Source organism: Pedococcus sp. KACC 23699 (genome assembly GCF_045348425.1).
In the GTDB taxonomy this organism is placed as follows: domain Bacteria; phylum Actinomycetota; class Actinomycetes; order Actinomycetales; family Dermatophilaceae; genus Pedococcus.
The window spans coordinates 909,493-923,092 of the sequence record NZ_CP157483.1 but is presented as its reverse complement, the minus strand read 5'-3'; the positions used below and the strand labels follow the sequence as shown (position 1 = coordinate 923,092).

Here is a 13,600-nt window from a genome sequence, read left to right as displayed (position 1 = left end):
GGCGAGGCCCTTCTGGTAGGCGAGCACGGCGGCCCGTGGGAAGCCGTGCGCTCCGTGGGGCGCACCCCGCCCCGAACGTGGCGGTCCGGACGGTCAGGCCCCGGTCCTGATCCAGTAGCGCCGCTTGCCCTCGAGCTCGCCCTCCAGCTCACCACCGGCCGACTCGATCGTGCGGGCGGACCCGAGGTTGTCGAGGTCGCACGTGACGAGGAGGCGCTCGATGCCGAGCCCGGCAGCTACGGGCACGACGTGGCGCAACGCGTCCGAGGCGAACCCGCGGCGTCGGGCAGACGGCCGGACGGAGTAGCCGACGTGCCCGCCCACGGTGGCGAGCAGGACCGCATCTGGTCTAGGCATCGTGAGGTCCTCCCAACCGGGCGACCACGGCGTCGAGCATGGGTTCGGTGAGCTTGCCGGTGAAGGTGTTCTGCTGGCTCACGTGGTAGCTGCCGACGAGGCGGACCGCCCGTCCCTCCGGCGTCGTCAGCACCGCCTCGGCGCCGTGCCCGAACCGCGGTTTGGGGCGCGGCACCTCCCAACCGGACCTGCGGGCACTGCCGAGGAAGGCGTCCCAGCCGATGGCGCCGAGCGCCAGCACCGACCGCAGCCGGGGAGCCGCCAGGGCCAGGTCACGGTCGAGCCACGGGGCGCAGGTCGCCTTCTCCACGGTGGTCGGCTTGTTGTCCGGCGGCGCGCAGCGCACGGCGGCGACGATGCGCAGGTTCGTCAGGACGAGCCCGTCCCCGGCCGCCCACGACCGCGGTTGGGACGCGTACCCGCCGCGGTGCAGCGCGGCATACAACCAGTCGCCGGACCGGTCGCCGGTGAACATGCGCCCGGTGCGGTTGGTGCCGTTCGCCGCCGGCGCCAGCCCCACGACGAGCACCTGCGCCTGCGGGTCGCCGAACCCCGGTCCCGGTCGGCCCCAGTAGGGCTGGTCGGCGAAGGAGGCCCGCCGTCCCGTCGTGGCCACCGACTCGCGCCATCCCACCAGTCGCGGGCAGGCGCGGCACACGCTGACGCGCGCGTCGAGCTCGGCGACCTCGGTCGCCGAGGCCGCGAGGTGCACGACCTGCGCCGCGGAGACCGCGACCGGCGTATGTGGCGTGGCCGGGTCCCCGGGCCACCCGGCTCCCGGCGGCACGGGGGAGTCGAACAGCTGTCCGGTGACGGGGTGCGAGTCGCCCATCCGGTCACCGTAGACGCGCTGGTGGAGCAGCGCCCGGATGTCGCCGGGGCGCAGGTCGTGCCACCCTCGTGGCGTGGCCGAGCTCAGGGAAGGACGCGGGTGGCCGGCCGCCGTCGCGGACCGGGCGTGGCCGGGGCGCCCGCGTCGCTGGCGCGACCTGCCCGGTCGCCTGCGGCCCACCCTCGCGTGGGTGCTGCGACTGACCTCGGCCGCCGTCATCGCATGGCTGATCGCGCGGCAGGTCACCGGCATCTCGACCGACCTGACGGCTCCGCTGACTGCGCTGCTCGTCGTCCAGGCGTCCGCGTTCTCGACACTGCGGATGAGCGTGCTGCGCGTGGGGGCGGTCCTCACCGGTGTCCTGGTCGCCGTGGGGTTCTCTGCGCTCGCAGGACTGTCCTGGTGGAGCCTGGCGGCAGTCATCGCCGCCTCCTTGGTGCTGGCCCGGGTCTTTCGCCTCGGCGAGCAGGCCCTCGAGGTCCCGATCAGCGCCATGCTCATCCTGGCCGTCGGGTCGCCGGACGTCGCCGCCGAGGCGCGGGTCGCGCTCACGCTCGTGGGAGCCGGTGTCGGGGTCGTCTTCAACCTCGTCCTGCCCTCGGCCGTGCCGAGCCGCCGCGCCGGCGCGGCGGTCCTGCGCGTCGCCTACGCCACCGCGGACTGCCTCGACCGGGCCTCTCGCTCGATCGCGGCGGACCGGTTGCGGCGCCGTGAGGTCGAGAAGTGGGCCGACGAGACCCGGGGGGTGGCCGCCCAGGTGGCGGAGGCCTCGGCCATCGTGACGCAGGTCAAGGAGGGGCGCCGGTTCAACACCCGCGCCCTGACCACCTCCGACGTCGAGCCGGGGCTGCGCGAGGGCCTGGACCGTCTCGAGTCGAGCGTGCTGGCGATCCGGGCCCTGTTCACGGTGATCGTCGCCGAGCTCCCGCCCGACGGCGACAGCGCGGCGAACGACGAGGCCAGCGACCACGTGGACGATGACGTGGACGTGGACGTGGACGAGCACGCGGACGAGCAGGCGGACGACGCGTTCGACGAGGACGCGAGGCTGGCGTTCTCGGTGGTCCTGGCCGATGTCGGCGACTGCCTTCGGGCGTACGGCCGGCTCGTGCACGCCGAGGCCGGGGGTGCCGAGGACCGCGCCGAGGAAGCCCTCGCGGAGAGCCTGGAGATCCTGCGGGAGACGCGCGCCATCCTCACCGAGCTCCTGACGAGCCGGCCCGAGGGACGGCTCGAGCTGTGGCTGCTGCGTGGCTCGGTGCTTGCCGCGGTCGAGCAGGTCCTGGTGCAGCTCGACCTCGAACGGCGTGCCCGGATGCGGTCCGCATGGCAGCGGCCGGCACCGATCGCGGCTGTGGCGCCACTGGTGCGCGACGCCCTGCCGGGTGCTCGCGCACGTCGGTCCGGAACATGGTCGGGTGCCCCGGACGCCGTCTCGCCGACGAGCCACCGCCACCACCCGCGCTGACCGTCGCGGTCAGGGAGCTCCAGGTCCCGGGGTCCCCGGTCGCGGTGCAGTGCCCACGTCCCCGCCCGAGGTCCAGGACTCCGTTTCGGGCTGCACGGGTCCCGGCGCGACCAGGTTGCGCACGCCGGGGGACGCGAGGGCCCCGAGCGTCGTCAGGATCATCACGCCTCCGCAGACGAGCAGGGCCCGGTGCGCACCGAAGTGCTCGGCGGCCGGCCCGGCGAGCACGAGGCCGAGGGGACCGAGCATGAGTGAGCCCATCGCGTCATACGAGCTGACCCGGGACAGGGACGCAGCGGGGATGAGGCGCTGCATGGTGGTCTGCCACATGATCCCGAACAGGTCGAAGCACAGTCCGAGGACGAAGGCCGACAGCACGATCAGCCACAGGGGGGATCCGGCACCCAGCAGGAGGTAGGGCGGCGCCGCCCCGAAGGTCAGGACCACCCCGAGCAGGATCGGCCGACGAGGCCGCAGGCGCAGGGCCACGAGCACCCCGACGATCAGCCCCACGGCCTCCCCGGTCAGGACGGCGGTCCAGGCCGCGGGGCCTCCGAGCTCGGCCTTGGCCACCACGGGTCCGAGGACGAGGTGGGCCGCCTGGAACACCATGACCAGCACCGAGAACTGCACCACGACCACCCACAACCACTGGCGCGAGCGGAACTCGTCCCAGCCGTCGCGCAGGTCGGTCAGCACCGAGCTGGACGGCTGGTCCAGGTCTGCGCCGGCCCCGCCGTCGGCACCGGGGCGTCCCGCCGTCACGCGGACCGGCAGGCGCATCAGGGCGACCATCACGCCGGACGCGGCGAACGACGCGCTCGCGAGGGCCAGGGCCCAGCCGCCACCGACGGCGGCCACGACGAGCCCGCCACCGACGAGGCCGGCCACCCGGGCGATGTTGACGCCGAGGGCGAGCAGCGCGTTCCCCTGCTGCAGGTGCTCCGGCGGCACCACCTCCGGGATGATCCCGGTCAGGGCCGGCCACACGGTCGCGGTGGCGGTCCCCGACACCACGGCAGCGGTGACCAGCCCCCAGAGGGGCGCGTGCCCCGTACCGATCATCACGGCCAGCGCTGCGTGGGCCAGGGCGTTGACCCACTCGGCCACCTGCAGCACGCGGTGCCGCGGGTAACGGTCGGCGACCACCCCGCCGGCGAGGATGAAGACGACGACCGCGACGGCCTCGGAGGCGAGCACCACCGACAGGGTGGTCGGGGTGGCGCCGGGCAGGTCGAGGATGCCGAACGCCAGGGCCACCGGGGCGAACGCCACCGCCAGCATCGACAGGGTGCGGGCGCTGACGAGCAGCGCGAACTGACGTTCGCGCAGCAGGTCCCTCACCGGGGTCTGGTCGGCCACTCCCTCACGCTACGCAGAGGGGCAACCGGGTTTCGGCCCCCGGCGGTTCGTGACGGACCCGAGGCCCGCCGACCGGCCGGTTCGTGGCAGATCGTGCACGAATCGCCCCTGCCGCCCGCCCGTGAGGGCGATTCGTGCACGATCCGGCCGGGATCGCCCCGTCGGGACCCCCAGCCTTGGTGAGCCCCGACGCGCCCCTAGCTAGCCGCCCGCCCACGGGTCAGCGCGGACGGGTGGGGATCCAGTAGCGGCGGACCCCGTCGCGGGTGTCCTCGTACTGGCCGCCGTTGCCCTCGATCACCGCCCTCGACCCGACGTTGTCCGCCAGGCAGGTCACCAGGAGCTCGGGTCGGTCGACGACACCGTGGGCCAGGACCAGCGCCCGGGCGAGCGCGCGGGTGGCGTGGCCGCGTCGCCGGGCGGTGGGACGCACGGAGTACCCGATGTGCCCGCCCTCCTCGAGCAGCTGGTCGGTGAGCCGGTGCCGGATCGCCAGCGACCCGACGTACTCGTCACCGACGACCATCCACAGGAACGTCACCGGCGTCCACCCGTGGCGGCGCGGTGCGTCGTCGTTCCGGGCCAGCCGCCTCAGGGCCACGAACCGCCCGAACTCCTCCGGGTCGCGCAGCCCCTCCCGGGTGAAGGTGAACCCGGCGTACCCCGGCTCGGGCTGGTGGACCCAGTCGCCGTCGCCGTCGCGCTGCTCCCGTGAGACGAGGAACTCGTCGCTCGCGGCCAGGTAGGACGCCTGGTGGCGCACGTGCGGGGTGACGAGGCGGGTCATGCACGTGACGCTACCTGTCAGCCGGGGCACGTAGGCTGGAGCCAACATGAGCACGCTGTTCGACGACCTGCCCTTCGACGGTCACCCGTCTCCCGACTCCCGACCCTCGGCAGCGGCCGCGCGAGCGACCGCCGTCGACGAGCGGGGCGTGCCCACCTGGGCCCAGGCTGCAGCGGAGGGCCACGGCCCCGACGGCGCCGCCGACCGCCACGCGGACCCCGAGACCCTGCTCGAGGGCCTCAACACCCAGCAGCGCGAGGCGGTCCTGCACGAGGGCTCCCCGCTGCTCATCGTTGCCGGCGCCGGCTCGGGCAAGACCCGCGTCCTCACCAACCGGATCGCCTACCTCCTCGGTGCCCGCGGCGTGCAGCCCGGTCAGGTCCTCGCCATCACCTTCACCAACAAGGCCGCCGCCGAGATGCGCGAGCGCGTCGCCGCCCTCGTGGGACCGCGCGCCAAGGCCATGTGGGTGATGACCTTCCACTCCGCCTGCGTGCGGATCCTGCGCCGCGAGGCCGGCAAGGTGGGGCTGAAGTCGACCTTCTCCATCTACGACGCAGCCGACAGCCAGCGCCTCATGGCGATGGTCATGCGCGACCTCGACCTCGACCCGAAGCGCTACCCGCCGCGGTCGTTCAGCCACCAGGTGTCCAACCTCAAGAACGAGCTCGTCGACGAGGAGACCTTCGCCTCACAGGTGGTGGAGGGCACCCACCAGGAGCGGATGCTCGCCGAGGCCTACTCCGGCTACCAGCGCCGCCTGCGCCAGGCCAACGCCCTCGACTTCGACGACCTGATCATGACCACGGTCAACATCCTGCAGGCGTTCCCCGACGTCGCCGAGCACTACCGGCGCCGGTTCCGCCACGTCCTCGTCGACGAGTACCAGGACACCAACCACGCGCAGTACCAGCTCGTCCGTGAGCTGGTCGGTGGCGCAGCGGGCACCGCCGGTATGCCGCTGGGCGACGGACCCGAGGTCCCCCCGGCCGAGCTCGTGGTGGTCGGCGACGCCGACCAGTCGATCTACGCGTTCCGCGGCGCGACGATCCGCAACATCGTCGAGTTCGAGCAGGACTACCCGAACGCGCGGACGATCCTGCTCGAGCAGAACTACCGCTCGACCCAGACGATCCTGCAGGCCGCCAACTCGGTGATCGCCAAGAACCCCGAGCGCCGCAAGAAGAACCTCTGGACCGACAGCGGCGACGGCGCCATGATCGTCGGCTACGTGGGCGACAACGAGCACGACGAGGCCGCGTTCGTCGCCAAGACGATCGACGAGCTCGGCGACTCGTCCGGGGTCAAGCCCAAGGACGTCGCGGTCTTCTACCGCACCAACGCCCAGTCCCGAGCGCTCGAAGAGGTCTTCGTGCGGGTTGGGTTGCCCTACAAGGTCGTCGGCGGCACGCGGTTCTACGAGCGCCGCGAGGTCAAGGACGCCCTGGCCTACCTGCGCGTCATCTCCAACCCCACCGACACGGTCAACCTGCGGCGCATCCTCAACGTCCCCAAGCGCGGCATCGGTGACCGGGCCGAGGCCTGCGTCTCCGCCCTGGCCGAGCGCGAGCGGATCCCGTTCGTCGCGGCGTTGGGCCGCCCGGAGGACGCCCCGGGCATCGCCACCCGTTCCGTCGCGGCGATCAAGGGGTTCACCGGCCTGCTCGAGGAGCTCGGCCGCGTCCACGCCGACGACGAGCAGGGCGTCGGTGCCCTCCTCGAGGCCGTCATCGAGAAGTCCGGCTACCTCGCCGAGCTGCGCGCCTCGCACGACCCGCAGGACGAGACCCGCATCGAGAACCTCGCCGAGCTCGTCGCCGTGGCCCAGGAGTTCGACGAGACGCGCGCCGAGACCGGCGAGGTCGCCTCGCTCGAGGACTTCCTCGAGCAGGTGTCGCTCGTGGCCGACGCCGACGAGATCCCCGACGGCGAGGAGGCCGAGGAGCTCGGCGTCGTGACGCTGATGACGCTGCACACCGCGAAGGGCCTGGAGTTCCCGGTCGTGTTCCTCACCGGGCTCGAGGACGGCACCTTCCCCCACCTGCGCAGCCTCGGCGACCCCAAGGAGCTCGAGGAGGAGCGCCGCCTCGCCTACGTCGGCATCACCCGGGCCCGCGAGCGCCTGCACCTGTCGCGGGCCGCCGTGCGCTCGGCGTGGGGGGCGCCGCAGTACAACCCGGCCAGCCGGTTCCTCGACGAGATCCCGGCCCACCTCCTGGACTGGCAGCGGGTCGAGGCGGCCAACAGCTACCGGCGGTCCTCGACCCCCGCGGTGGCCCGGCTCGCCCAGCGTCCCGGTGTGCGCTCCCCGGGCAACCGCCCCCTCATCTCGCTGCACTCGGGTGACAAGGTCACCCACGACAGCTACGGCATGGGTACGGTCGTCAAGACCGAGGGCGACGGCGACAAGACGCAGGCGCACGTCGACTTCGGTGGCGACACCGGGGTCAAGCGCTTCCTGCTGCGCTACGCGCCGCTCGAGAAGCTCTGACCCGACCCGGCCCCGTCGGCGCCCACGCGCCATACGGAACGGGTATGGCGCGCGCGAACGACAGAGGCGCCCGGCGGATCTCCGCGGGGCGCCTTTGTCGGTGCGTGCTGGGCCTACTGGAGGCCGTGGTCGCGCAGCCAGGGTGCGGGGTCGATCGCCGCGCCACCGCCCGGGTGGATCTCGAGGTGCAGGTGCGGGCCGGTGGAGTGGCCGGTGTTGCCGGACGCACCGACGACGTCGCCCGGGGCGACCTTGTCGCCGACCGAGACGGCGATGGAGTTCATGTGCCCGAAGACGGAGACGGTGCCGTCCCAGTACTCGATCTCGACCTTGTTGCCGTAACCGCCCTGGACACCGGCGAAGACGATGGTGCCGGAGGACATGGCGTGCAGCGGCGTGCCGATCGGGGTGCCGAAGTCGTCGCCCTGGTGCATGCGGCCCCAGCGCCAGCCGTAGCCGGAGGTGAAGACGGCGCCCTTGATCGGCATGAGCCACCGCTCGGAGCTCTTGCGCTTGGCCTCGGCCTTGGCCACCGCGGCCGCCGCCGCGGCCTGGGCCTTCTGCTTCGCGACCTTGCCGGCCACGGCCCGGCGCTCTGCGCTGCGGGCGATCCGCTGCGCCTCGAGCACCCGGCTCTGGGCCGCGGTGGCCTGGACCTCACGCTGCTGGGTCGCCTCGACGCGGTCGAACTCGGCCAGCGCGGCGCTCTGGGCGCGCGTCGTGGCCTGGTGGCCCGTCGGGTCGACGTGCATGGGAGAGGACTCGGCCACCGTCGCACCGGTCGCCGTCACGACCAGCGCGGCCGCGGCAGCGGTGGGGAGGATGAAGCCGCCACGGAAGCCGGCGGGGACACGCGGTCCGCGCCGGGGCGCACGGTGGCGGCCGGGGGCGCGGTGACGACCGTCGTAGGAGGGGGAGGAGCTCACAGAGAGGGGCACCTTGCGTGGGGGGCGTTGGAGGGCACGGAGTCGCCGACGATACCGTGACCACTTCGTGACCCAAAATCGCTCTCCACAGGTGGCGGCCGGCGAGAAGTCGTGAGATCGACTCACGACGCGGCCCGGTTGTGCGTCTGCGCAGGTCAGGAGGCCGGGCGGGTGGTGCGGCGCTGCAGCACGGTGACCCCGGGCGTGACCGTGTGGCCCTCGGAGTCCAGGTGCGCCAGCGTCGAGGAGATGCCGTGCACGACGCTGCCGATGATCGGCAGCGACATGTGGCCGACCCCGTGCAGGTCGATGTTGCGGACGCTCAGGTCGGGGTGGTCCAGCGCCGCGTGGCGTTGCGGGAAGACCATCTGGTCCAGGTCCGACCAGTAGACGACGAACCGCGTGCGGCACTGCGGCACCGGCTGGTCGAGCTCACGCATGAGCCCACTGTTCGGCCGCAGCTGCCGGGTCAGCCGGCTGTGCCACCCGTATGCCGTGTAGGTCCCCTGGTGGGGCGTGCCCAGCGTGACGAGCGTGTGCACCCGGGCGTCGCCGCCCAGCCGGGTGACGTAGTAGCGGGCGATCAGACCGCCCATGGAGTGCCCCACCACGTGGATGCGCTCGTACCCGGTCTCGGCCACGAGTGCCTCGACCTCCTCCGCCAGCTGTGCCGCGGCGACGCGCACGTCTGCGGTGAACGGGGAGTAGTTCATGCTCACCACCCGGCCGAAGCCGCGACGGCGCAGGCCCAGGCGCAGCAACGTGAAGATCGAGCGGTTGTCGACCATCCCGTGCACGAGCAGGATCGGCGTCCCGGCGGCTTCCACGTCGGAGATGACCAGGCCGCGCTGCGTCGGCGGCAGGTGCTCGACGCGGTACTCCAGCTGGCTGTCGCGACCGTGCCGGCCCACCAGTCCCCAGGGGTAGAGAGCCAGGTGCGTGGTCAGCCAGGCTGCCTCGACCGTGGCCCCGAGCATGCCGGTCGGTGTGGCCAGCGCCTTGGCGGCGCCGCCGACGACGTCCTGGGCGGCGGTGGCGGCTGCCTCCACCGTGCCGGTCACCCGGGCGACCGTGGAGCCGGCGAGCCTCCCCAAGGCCCGCGCCCGGCGCGGGACGTCGCCCGGGGCCGACCGCAACGCTGCGGGGCCGCGGCGCGGGAGAGGGGAACTCTGCGACATGACAACTCCGAACCTAGCCGAGCAGGGGGTCAGGTGCGCGGGATGTTGGTCCTCCAAGGAGCGGCGCGGCGACGGGAGGAGCGGGGCGTGTGGCGGATCTCGCCCGGAGGCGGTGTCCTCAGGTGTCCACAGAGTGGATAGTGTTCGGCCATGACTAGCTCACCGTTGCGCGTGGTCGTGGCCAAGCCGGGCCTGGACGGCCATGACCGTGGCGCCAAGGTCGTGGCCCGAGCCCTGCGGGACGCGGGGATGGAGGTCGTCTACACCGGCCTGCACCAGACCCCGGAGCAGATCGTCGAGGCCGCGATCCAGGAGGACGCCGACGCCGTGGGCCTCTCGGTCCTCTCCGGCGCCCACATGACGCTCTTCGCGAAGGTCATGGACCTCCTCGCGCAGCGCGACGCCGCTGACATCGTCGTGTTCGGTGGCGGGATCATCCCTGAGGGCGACATCCCAGAGCTGGCGAAGATCGGCGTCGCCAAGGTCTTCACCCCCGGCGCGACCACGACCGAGATCGTGGAGTGGGTCCGGGGCAACGTCACCCAGCACTAGCCCGACCGGGTCGTTCTGCCGTCGGCGAACTCGGCTGCCGCCTCCCCGGGTATCCGCCTACCGTCGGTCCATGAGCACCGTTTCCACCCTGACGCTGGTCGGCCGACACAGGTCCGACTTGTCGCCCGCGCGGCAGGTCCCCGAGCCGCTGTGGCGTGAGGTGGTCGGCGCCCGCCTGCGACACCTGCGCAAGCGTCGCGGCCTGACCCTGACCGAGACCGCACAGCGTGCGGGGATCTCGCCGCAGTACCTCTCCGAGGTCGAGCGTGGCCGTAAGGACCCCTCGTCCGAGGTCCTCGCGGCCATCTCGGGTGCCCTGGGGTGCGGCGTCGTGGAGGTCACCCACCTCGCGTCGCTCGACCTGCGTCGCCAGCACGAGTCGCTGGCGGCGCCGCAGCCGGGCGACATCAGGCTGTCCGCCTGACAGGGCCGCTCAGTCCGGCAGCGACCTGCCGGTGACCAGGCGGTCGACCAGGCCGTAGGCCACCGCGGCCTCCGGGGTGAAGATCCGGTCGCGGTCGGTGTCGTGCCGCAGCGCGTCCAACGGCTGGCCCGTGTGCCGCGACAGGACGACCTCGGCTGCGGCCCGCAGCCGGATCACCTCGTCCGCCTCGAGGATCAGGTCCGGTATGGCGCCCTGGCTGCGGGCCGAGGGCTGGTGCAGGAGCACCCGGGCGTGGGGAAGGATGCTGCGCTGGCCGGGTGCCCCGGCGGCGAGCAGGATCGCCGCGGTCGAGCAGGCCTGCCCGATGCACGTCGTCGCGATCGGGGCGCGGACGAACTCCATCGCGTCGTAGACGGCGAACGTCGCGGTGAGCGAGCCGCCCGGCGAGTTGATGTAGAGGTCGATCGGCCTGTCCTGGTCCTCGGCCTCGAGGTGCAGGATCTGCGCGATGAGCGCGTTGGACACCCCGTCGTCGATCTCGGTGCCGAGGTAGACGATCCGCTCGCTGAGCAGGTGGCTGTAGACGTCCATGACCCGGTCGCCTCGGGGGTGGGTGCGGATGACGTTGGGGATCGTGTAGCTGCTCATCGCGCACCCCCCAGCCCGGTACGGGTGGCTCTGCGCGGTCGGACGCTGTCCATCGATTCGAGTACGTGGTCCACGAACCCGTACTCCAGGGCCTGCTCGGCGGAGTACCAGCGGTCGCGCGCAGAGTCCTCACGGACGCGTTCGAGGGGTTGTCCGGTGTGCTCGGCGATCAGGCCGAGCACGGTCTCGACGGTGGAGCGCAGGTCCTCGGCCTGGAGCTCGATGTCGACCGCGGTGCCCCCGATGCCGGCCGATCCCTGGTGCATGAGGACCCGGGAGTGGCGCAGGGCGTACCGCTTGCCGTGCGTGCCGGCGGTGAGGAGGAACTGCCCTGCGCTGCAGGCGAGCCCGAGCGCAAGGGTCGAGACGTCGTTGGGCACGAGCTGCATCGCGTCGTGGATGGCGAGCATCGCGGGGACCGACCCGCCGGGGGAGTTGATCCACAGGCTGATGTCCGCGCGCTGGTCCTCGGCGGACAGCAGGAACAGCTGGGAGCACAGGCGGGTGCCGCCGTGGTCGTCGAGCTCGCCGTCGAGGACGATGATCCGCTGCTCGAGGAGGCGGCTGGACAGGTGGGCGTCGTGGGTCTGGGTGCTGCTGCTGGTGTCGCGCATCCCCCCACGCTGGGCGCACCGTCGTCGGCGCGCCCAGCGTCTGCTGCTGTGAGCAGCGCCGGACTACGGGGCGGTGGGGACGCTGAAGGTGGCGGGCGCCGTCGGTGACGCGTGGACGGTGACCGGCTGCACGGCATACGCGTTCTTGTATGCGGCGTCGGTGCTGGCCAGCACGAGCTGGAGCCGGTGTCCGGCCGCCACGCGGTGGACGATCGCCGGGAGCTCGATGTGCACCGGCTGGGTGACGTCCGCGACGCGCACGGGGCTGATCAGCTTGTGCACCAGCGTCTTCGAGCCGTCCGGGGCGACGTCATACAGCTTGGCGAAGACCTGGAGCTGTCCGGCCGGACCGGCGGCCTGGGTGAGCGCGACGGTCGGCGCTTCGAGCTTCACGTCCAGCGTCGGCGACCCGACCACGTTGACCGGCGATGTCAGCGGGGCGGTCGACCACGCACCGAACGTCCCGGGGGTGTCGAAGGGGGTGGTGACCCCGGAGGGGAGCGCCACCTGTCCTTCGAGCCCGGAGACCTCGCTGTACGACGCGGGTGCCCCCAGTCCGGGGTTGGACCACGACGTGGACCCGGGCTGGATGTCCTTGGTGGAACCGACCAGCTCGTCGGCGGCCGAGAGGTACCACGAGCGGCGCGTGCCGGCGGGGTAGGACGACGCGCTGGCGTAGGCCGGGGCGGCGCTGCCGGTGTAGGGGACCCAGTCGCGGAAGTAGGCGAACTCGGGGCCGGTCGACACCGCGGAGCCCTTGAGCTGGTGGTCGAACCAGTTCTTGATCCGCAGGCCGAGGTAGGTGTCCTCGATGTGCTGGCCGGTGAGGTCGAGCTCGCCCGGCGCGGCACCGGTGTTGGTGCCGGTGCCCCCAGAGTGGCCCCAGGACTGCCAGGCCATCGTCACGGGGACGCCGCGGGCCTTCATCGAGCGGTAGGTCGCCACCGCCTCCTGGAGGTTGAAGAGGGTGTCGTTCTCGCCCTGGATGAGGAAGGTCGGCACCTTCACCCGGTCGATGTAGTGCGACACCGAGACGCGGTCGGTCAGCCGGTACGTGTCGGCAGTCGGGTACCCCAGCGTGTCGAGGGTGGCCTTGGCCTTGCACGCCTCGAGGACGAAGTTCGGACAACCGACGTTGCGCTTGGGGTCGATCGCCGCCCCCTGGAGCCCGTCGAGGATGCCGATGCCGAAGAACAGCCCGGTCCACCCGATCTTCTCCGTTCCCGGGGCGGAGTTCGCGTAGGTCACGCCGCGGAGGCTGGTGTTGTTGGGCGCCAACGAGTAGCGCAGGTCGTTCCAGGTGATGAGGGGGACGAGGGTGTCGACCCGGGAATCCATTGCGGCAGTGGCGAACTGGATCTGTCCACCATACGACCCGCCCAGCATGCCGAGGCGCGGGTCGTGCTTCGCGGCGTCGTCGAGCACCGTCCAGTCCACCGTGACCGTGCCGGCACCCGTGGTCGTGCCACCCAGCTGAGCGGACGTGTATGGCGCGCTGCCGCCGCCCCCGAGAAAGGTCACCAGCGACGAGGCGGCGATCCCGTCGACGCCGGGGTCGTCCAGCGAGATCTTGCAGCCGCTGTCGGGGAACCCGAGACCGGTGTAGGACAGCACGGTGTAGCCGCGGGCGGCGAATGCGCGACCGAGTCCGGCCTGGTCGGCCTTGCTGCCACCGAAGCCGTTGGTCGTCAGGATCGCCGGGACGCGGGCCGAGCGGCTCGCCGAGTGGGGCTTGTAGAGGTCCGCGTCGATCGTGCACGACTGCGGCTGCCCCAGGTCGTCCCGGCCGGCGGGAACGGTGAACTTCAGCCCCGTGTAGGTGTCGACGGCCCCGAGCGTCACGGCGGCAGGCGTTCCAGCAGCGGCCGTGCCAGCGGTGGCCGGAGCGGCAGCAGCCGCCGTGGCAGTGCCGCCCACAGCGACTGCCGCGAGGGGCGCGAGCGCGAGGGCGGTGAGCCGGGGGGCTCGGGACGGGGATCGGCGCGACATCGGGCCTCCAC

At 72.5% G+C, this 13,600-nt stretch carries 13 protein-coding genes; 4 read left to right on the top strand and 9 right to left on the bottom strand.

What is annotated here, in order from left to right:
* Nucleotides 1–93 precede the first annotated feature (93 nt).
* On the bottom strand, nucleotides 94–357 hold the full coding sequence (locus ABEG17_RS04245; protein ID WP_406832042.1) for a GNAT family N-acetyltransferase: 264 nt from the start codon (nucleotides 355–357) through the stop codon (nucleotides 94–96).
* Nucleotides 350–1,189, bottom strand: coding sequence for a uracil-DNA glycosylase (locus ABEG17_RS04240; RefSeq protein WP_406832041.1), 840 nt, complete (start codon nucleotides 1,187–1,189; stop codon nucleotides 350–352). Before ABEG17_RS04240 ends, ABEG17_RS04245 begins: the two co-directional genes overlap by 8 nt.
* Before the next feature lie 73 nt (nucleotides 1,190–1,262).
* Between ABEG17_RS04240 and ABEG17_RS04235 the strand changes: the two genes are divergently transcribed.
* Nucleotides 1,263–2,657 carry an FUSC family protein gene (locus ABEG17_RS04235; protein WP_406832040.1) on the top strand — a complete coding sequence of 465 codons (1,395 nt, stop codon included), beginning with the start codon at nucleotides 1,263–1,265 and terminating at the stop codon, nucleotides 2,655–2,657.
* A 9-nt stretch (nucleotides 2,658–2,666) separates the two neighbouring features.
* Here ABEG17_RS04235 and ABEG17_RS04230 read toward each other — a convergent pair whose 3' ends face one another.
* Both ABEG17_RS04230 and ABEG17_RS04225 read right to left on the bottom strand, forming a co-directional pair.
* Nucleotides 2,667–4,019, bottom strand: a complete 1,353-nt coding sequence (locus ABEG17_RS04230; RefSeq protein WP_406832039.1) for an MFS transporter — start codon at nucleotides 4,017–4,019, stop codon at nucleotides 2,667–2,669.
* Between the two features lie 220 nt (nucleotides 4,020–4,239).
* Entirely contained in the window at nucleotides 4,240–4,806 is a 567-nt protein-coding gene (locus ABEG17_RS04225; RefSeq protein ID WP_406832038.1) for a GNAT family N-acetyltransferase, read from the bottom strand.
* Between the two features lie 46 nt (nucleotides 4,807–4,852).
* Here ABEG17_RS04225 and pcrA point away from each other — a divergent pair, with 46 nt between their 5' ends.
* Nucleotides 4,853–7,297, top strand: a complete 2,445-nt coding sequence (gene pcrA / locus ABEG17_RS04220; RefSeq protein ID WP_406832037.1) for a DNA helicase PcrA — start codon at nucleotides 4,853–4,855, stop codon at nucleotides 7,295–7,297.
* Nucleotides 7,298–7,410: 113 nt separating this feature from the next.
* Here the strand turns inward: pcrA and ABEG17_RS04215 are convergent, their stop codons facing one another.
* Both ABEG17_RS04215 and ABEG17_RS04210 read right to left on the bottom strand, forming a co-directional pair.
* A complete protein-coding gene (locus ABEG17_RS04215; RefSeq protein WP_406832036.1) occupies nucleotides 7,411–8,223 on the bottom strand; it encodes a M23 family metallopeptidase in 813 nt (270 codons plus the stop codon).
* Between the two features lie 155 nt (nucleotides 8,224–8,378).
* The gene (locus ABEG17_RS04210) at nucleotides 8,379–9,401 is read right to left on the bottom strand and encodes a lipase family alpha/beta hydrolase (RefSeq protein WP_406832035.1); all 1,023 of its coding nucleotides are present in this window, start codon (nucleotides 9,399–9,401) and stop codon (nucleotides 8,379–8,381) included.
* 150 nt (nucleotides 9,402–9,551) lie between these two features.
* Here ABEG17_RS04210 and ABEG17_RS04205 point away from each other — a divergent pair, with 150 nt between their 5' ends.
* Both ABEG17_RS04205 and ABEG17_RS04200 read left to right on the top strand, forming a co-directional pair.
* Nucleotides 9,552–9,953 (top strand): cobalamin B12-binding domain-containing protein, encoded by a 402-nt coding sequence (locus ABEG17_RS04205; protein ID WP_406832034.1) that lies wholly within the window; start codon nucleotides 9,552–9,554, stop codon nucleotides 9,951–9,953.
* A gap of 70 nt (nucleotides 9,954–10,023) precedes the next feature.
* A complete protein-coding gene (locus tag ABEG17_RS04200; protein WP_406832033.1) occupies nucleotides 10,024–10,377 on the top strand; it encodes a helix-turn-helix domain-containing protein in 354 nt (117 codons plus the stop codon).
* A gap of 9 nt (nucleotides 10,378–10,386) precedes the next feature.
* Here the strand turns inward: ABEG17_RS04200 and ABEG17_RS04195 are convergent, their stop codons facing one another.
* The 3 genes from ABEG17_RS04195 to ABEG17_RS04185 all read right to left on the bottom strand — a co-directional run bounded on the left by ABEG17_RS04195 (nucleotide 10,387) and on the right by ABEG17_RS04185 (nucleotide 13,589).
* Nucleotides 10,387–10,986 carry a ClpP family protease gene (locus tag ABEG17_RS04195; RefSeq protein WP_406832032.1) on the bottom strand — a complete coding sequence of 200 codons (600 nt, stop codon included), beginning with the start codon at nucleotides 10,984–10,986 and terminating at the stop codon, nucleotides 10,387–10,389.
* Nucleotides 10,983–11,600 (bottom strand): ClpP family protease, encoded by a 618-nt coding sequence (locus ABEG17_RS04190; RefSeq protein WP_406832031.1) that lies wholly within the window; start codon nucleotides 11,598–11,600, stop codon nucleotides 10,983–10,985. Before ABEG17_RS04190 ends, ABEG17_RS04195 begins: the two co-directional genes overlap by 4 nt.
* A 63-nt stretch (nucleotides 11,601–11,663) precedes the next feature.
* Entirely contained in the window at nucleotides 11,664–13,589 is a 1,926-nt protein-coding gene (locus tag ABEG17_RS04185; RefSeq protein ID WP_406832030.1) for a CocE/NonD family hydrolase, read from the bottom strand.
* Between the last annotated feature and the right edge of the window lie 11 nt (nucleotides 13,590–13,600).

Excerpts from the sequence above, each read along its gene's own strand:
- ABEG17_RS04245 (WP_406832042.1), bottom strand. The coding sequence starts at position 357 with ATGCCTAGACCAGATGCGGTCCTGCTCGCCACCGTGGGCGGGCACGTC.
- ABEG17_RS04240 (WP_406832041.1), bottom strand. The coding sequence starts at position 1,189 with ATGGGCGACTCGCACCCCGTCACCGGACAGCTGTTCGACTCCCCCGTG.
- ABEG17_RS04225 (WP_406832038.1), bottom strand. The coding sequence starts at position 4,806 with ATGACCCGCCTCGTCACCCCGCACGTGCGCCACCAGGCGTCCTACCTG.
- pcrA (WP_406832037.1), top strand. The coding sequence starts at position 4,853 with ATGAGCACGCTGTTCGACGACCTGCCCTTCGACGGTCACCCGTCTCCC.
- ABEG17_RS04210 (WP_406832035.1), bottom strand. The coding sequence starts at position 9,401 with ATGTCGCAGAGTTCCCCTCTCCCGCGCCGCGGCCCCGCAGCGTTGCGG.
- ABEG17_RS04205 (WP_406832034.1), top strand. The coding sequence starts at position 9,552 with ATGACTAGCTCACCGTTGCGCGTGGTCGTGGCCAAGCCGGGCCTGGAC.
- ABEG17_RS04200 (WP_406832033.1), top strand. The coding sequence starts at position 10,024 with ATGAGCACCGTTTCCACCCTGACGCTGGTCGGCCGACACAGGTCCGAC.
- ABEG17_RS04195 (WP_406832032.1), bottom strand. The coding sequence starts at position 10,986 with ATGAGCAGCTACACGATCCCCAACGTCATCCGCACCCACCCCCGAGGC.
- ABEG17_RS04190 (WP_406832031.1), bottom strand. The coding sequence starts at position 11,600 with ATGCGCGACACCAGCAGCAGCACCCAGACCCACGACGCCCACCTGTCC.
- ABEG17_RS04185 (WP_406832030.1), bottom strand. The coding sequence starts at position 13,589 with ATGTCGCGCCGATCCCCGTCCCGAGCCCCCCGGCTCACCGCCCTCGCG.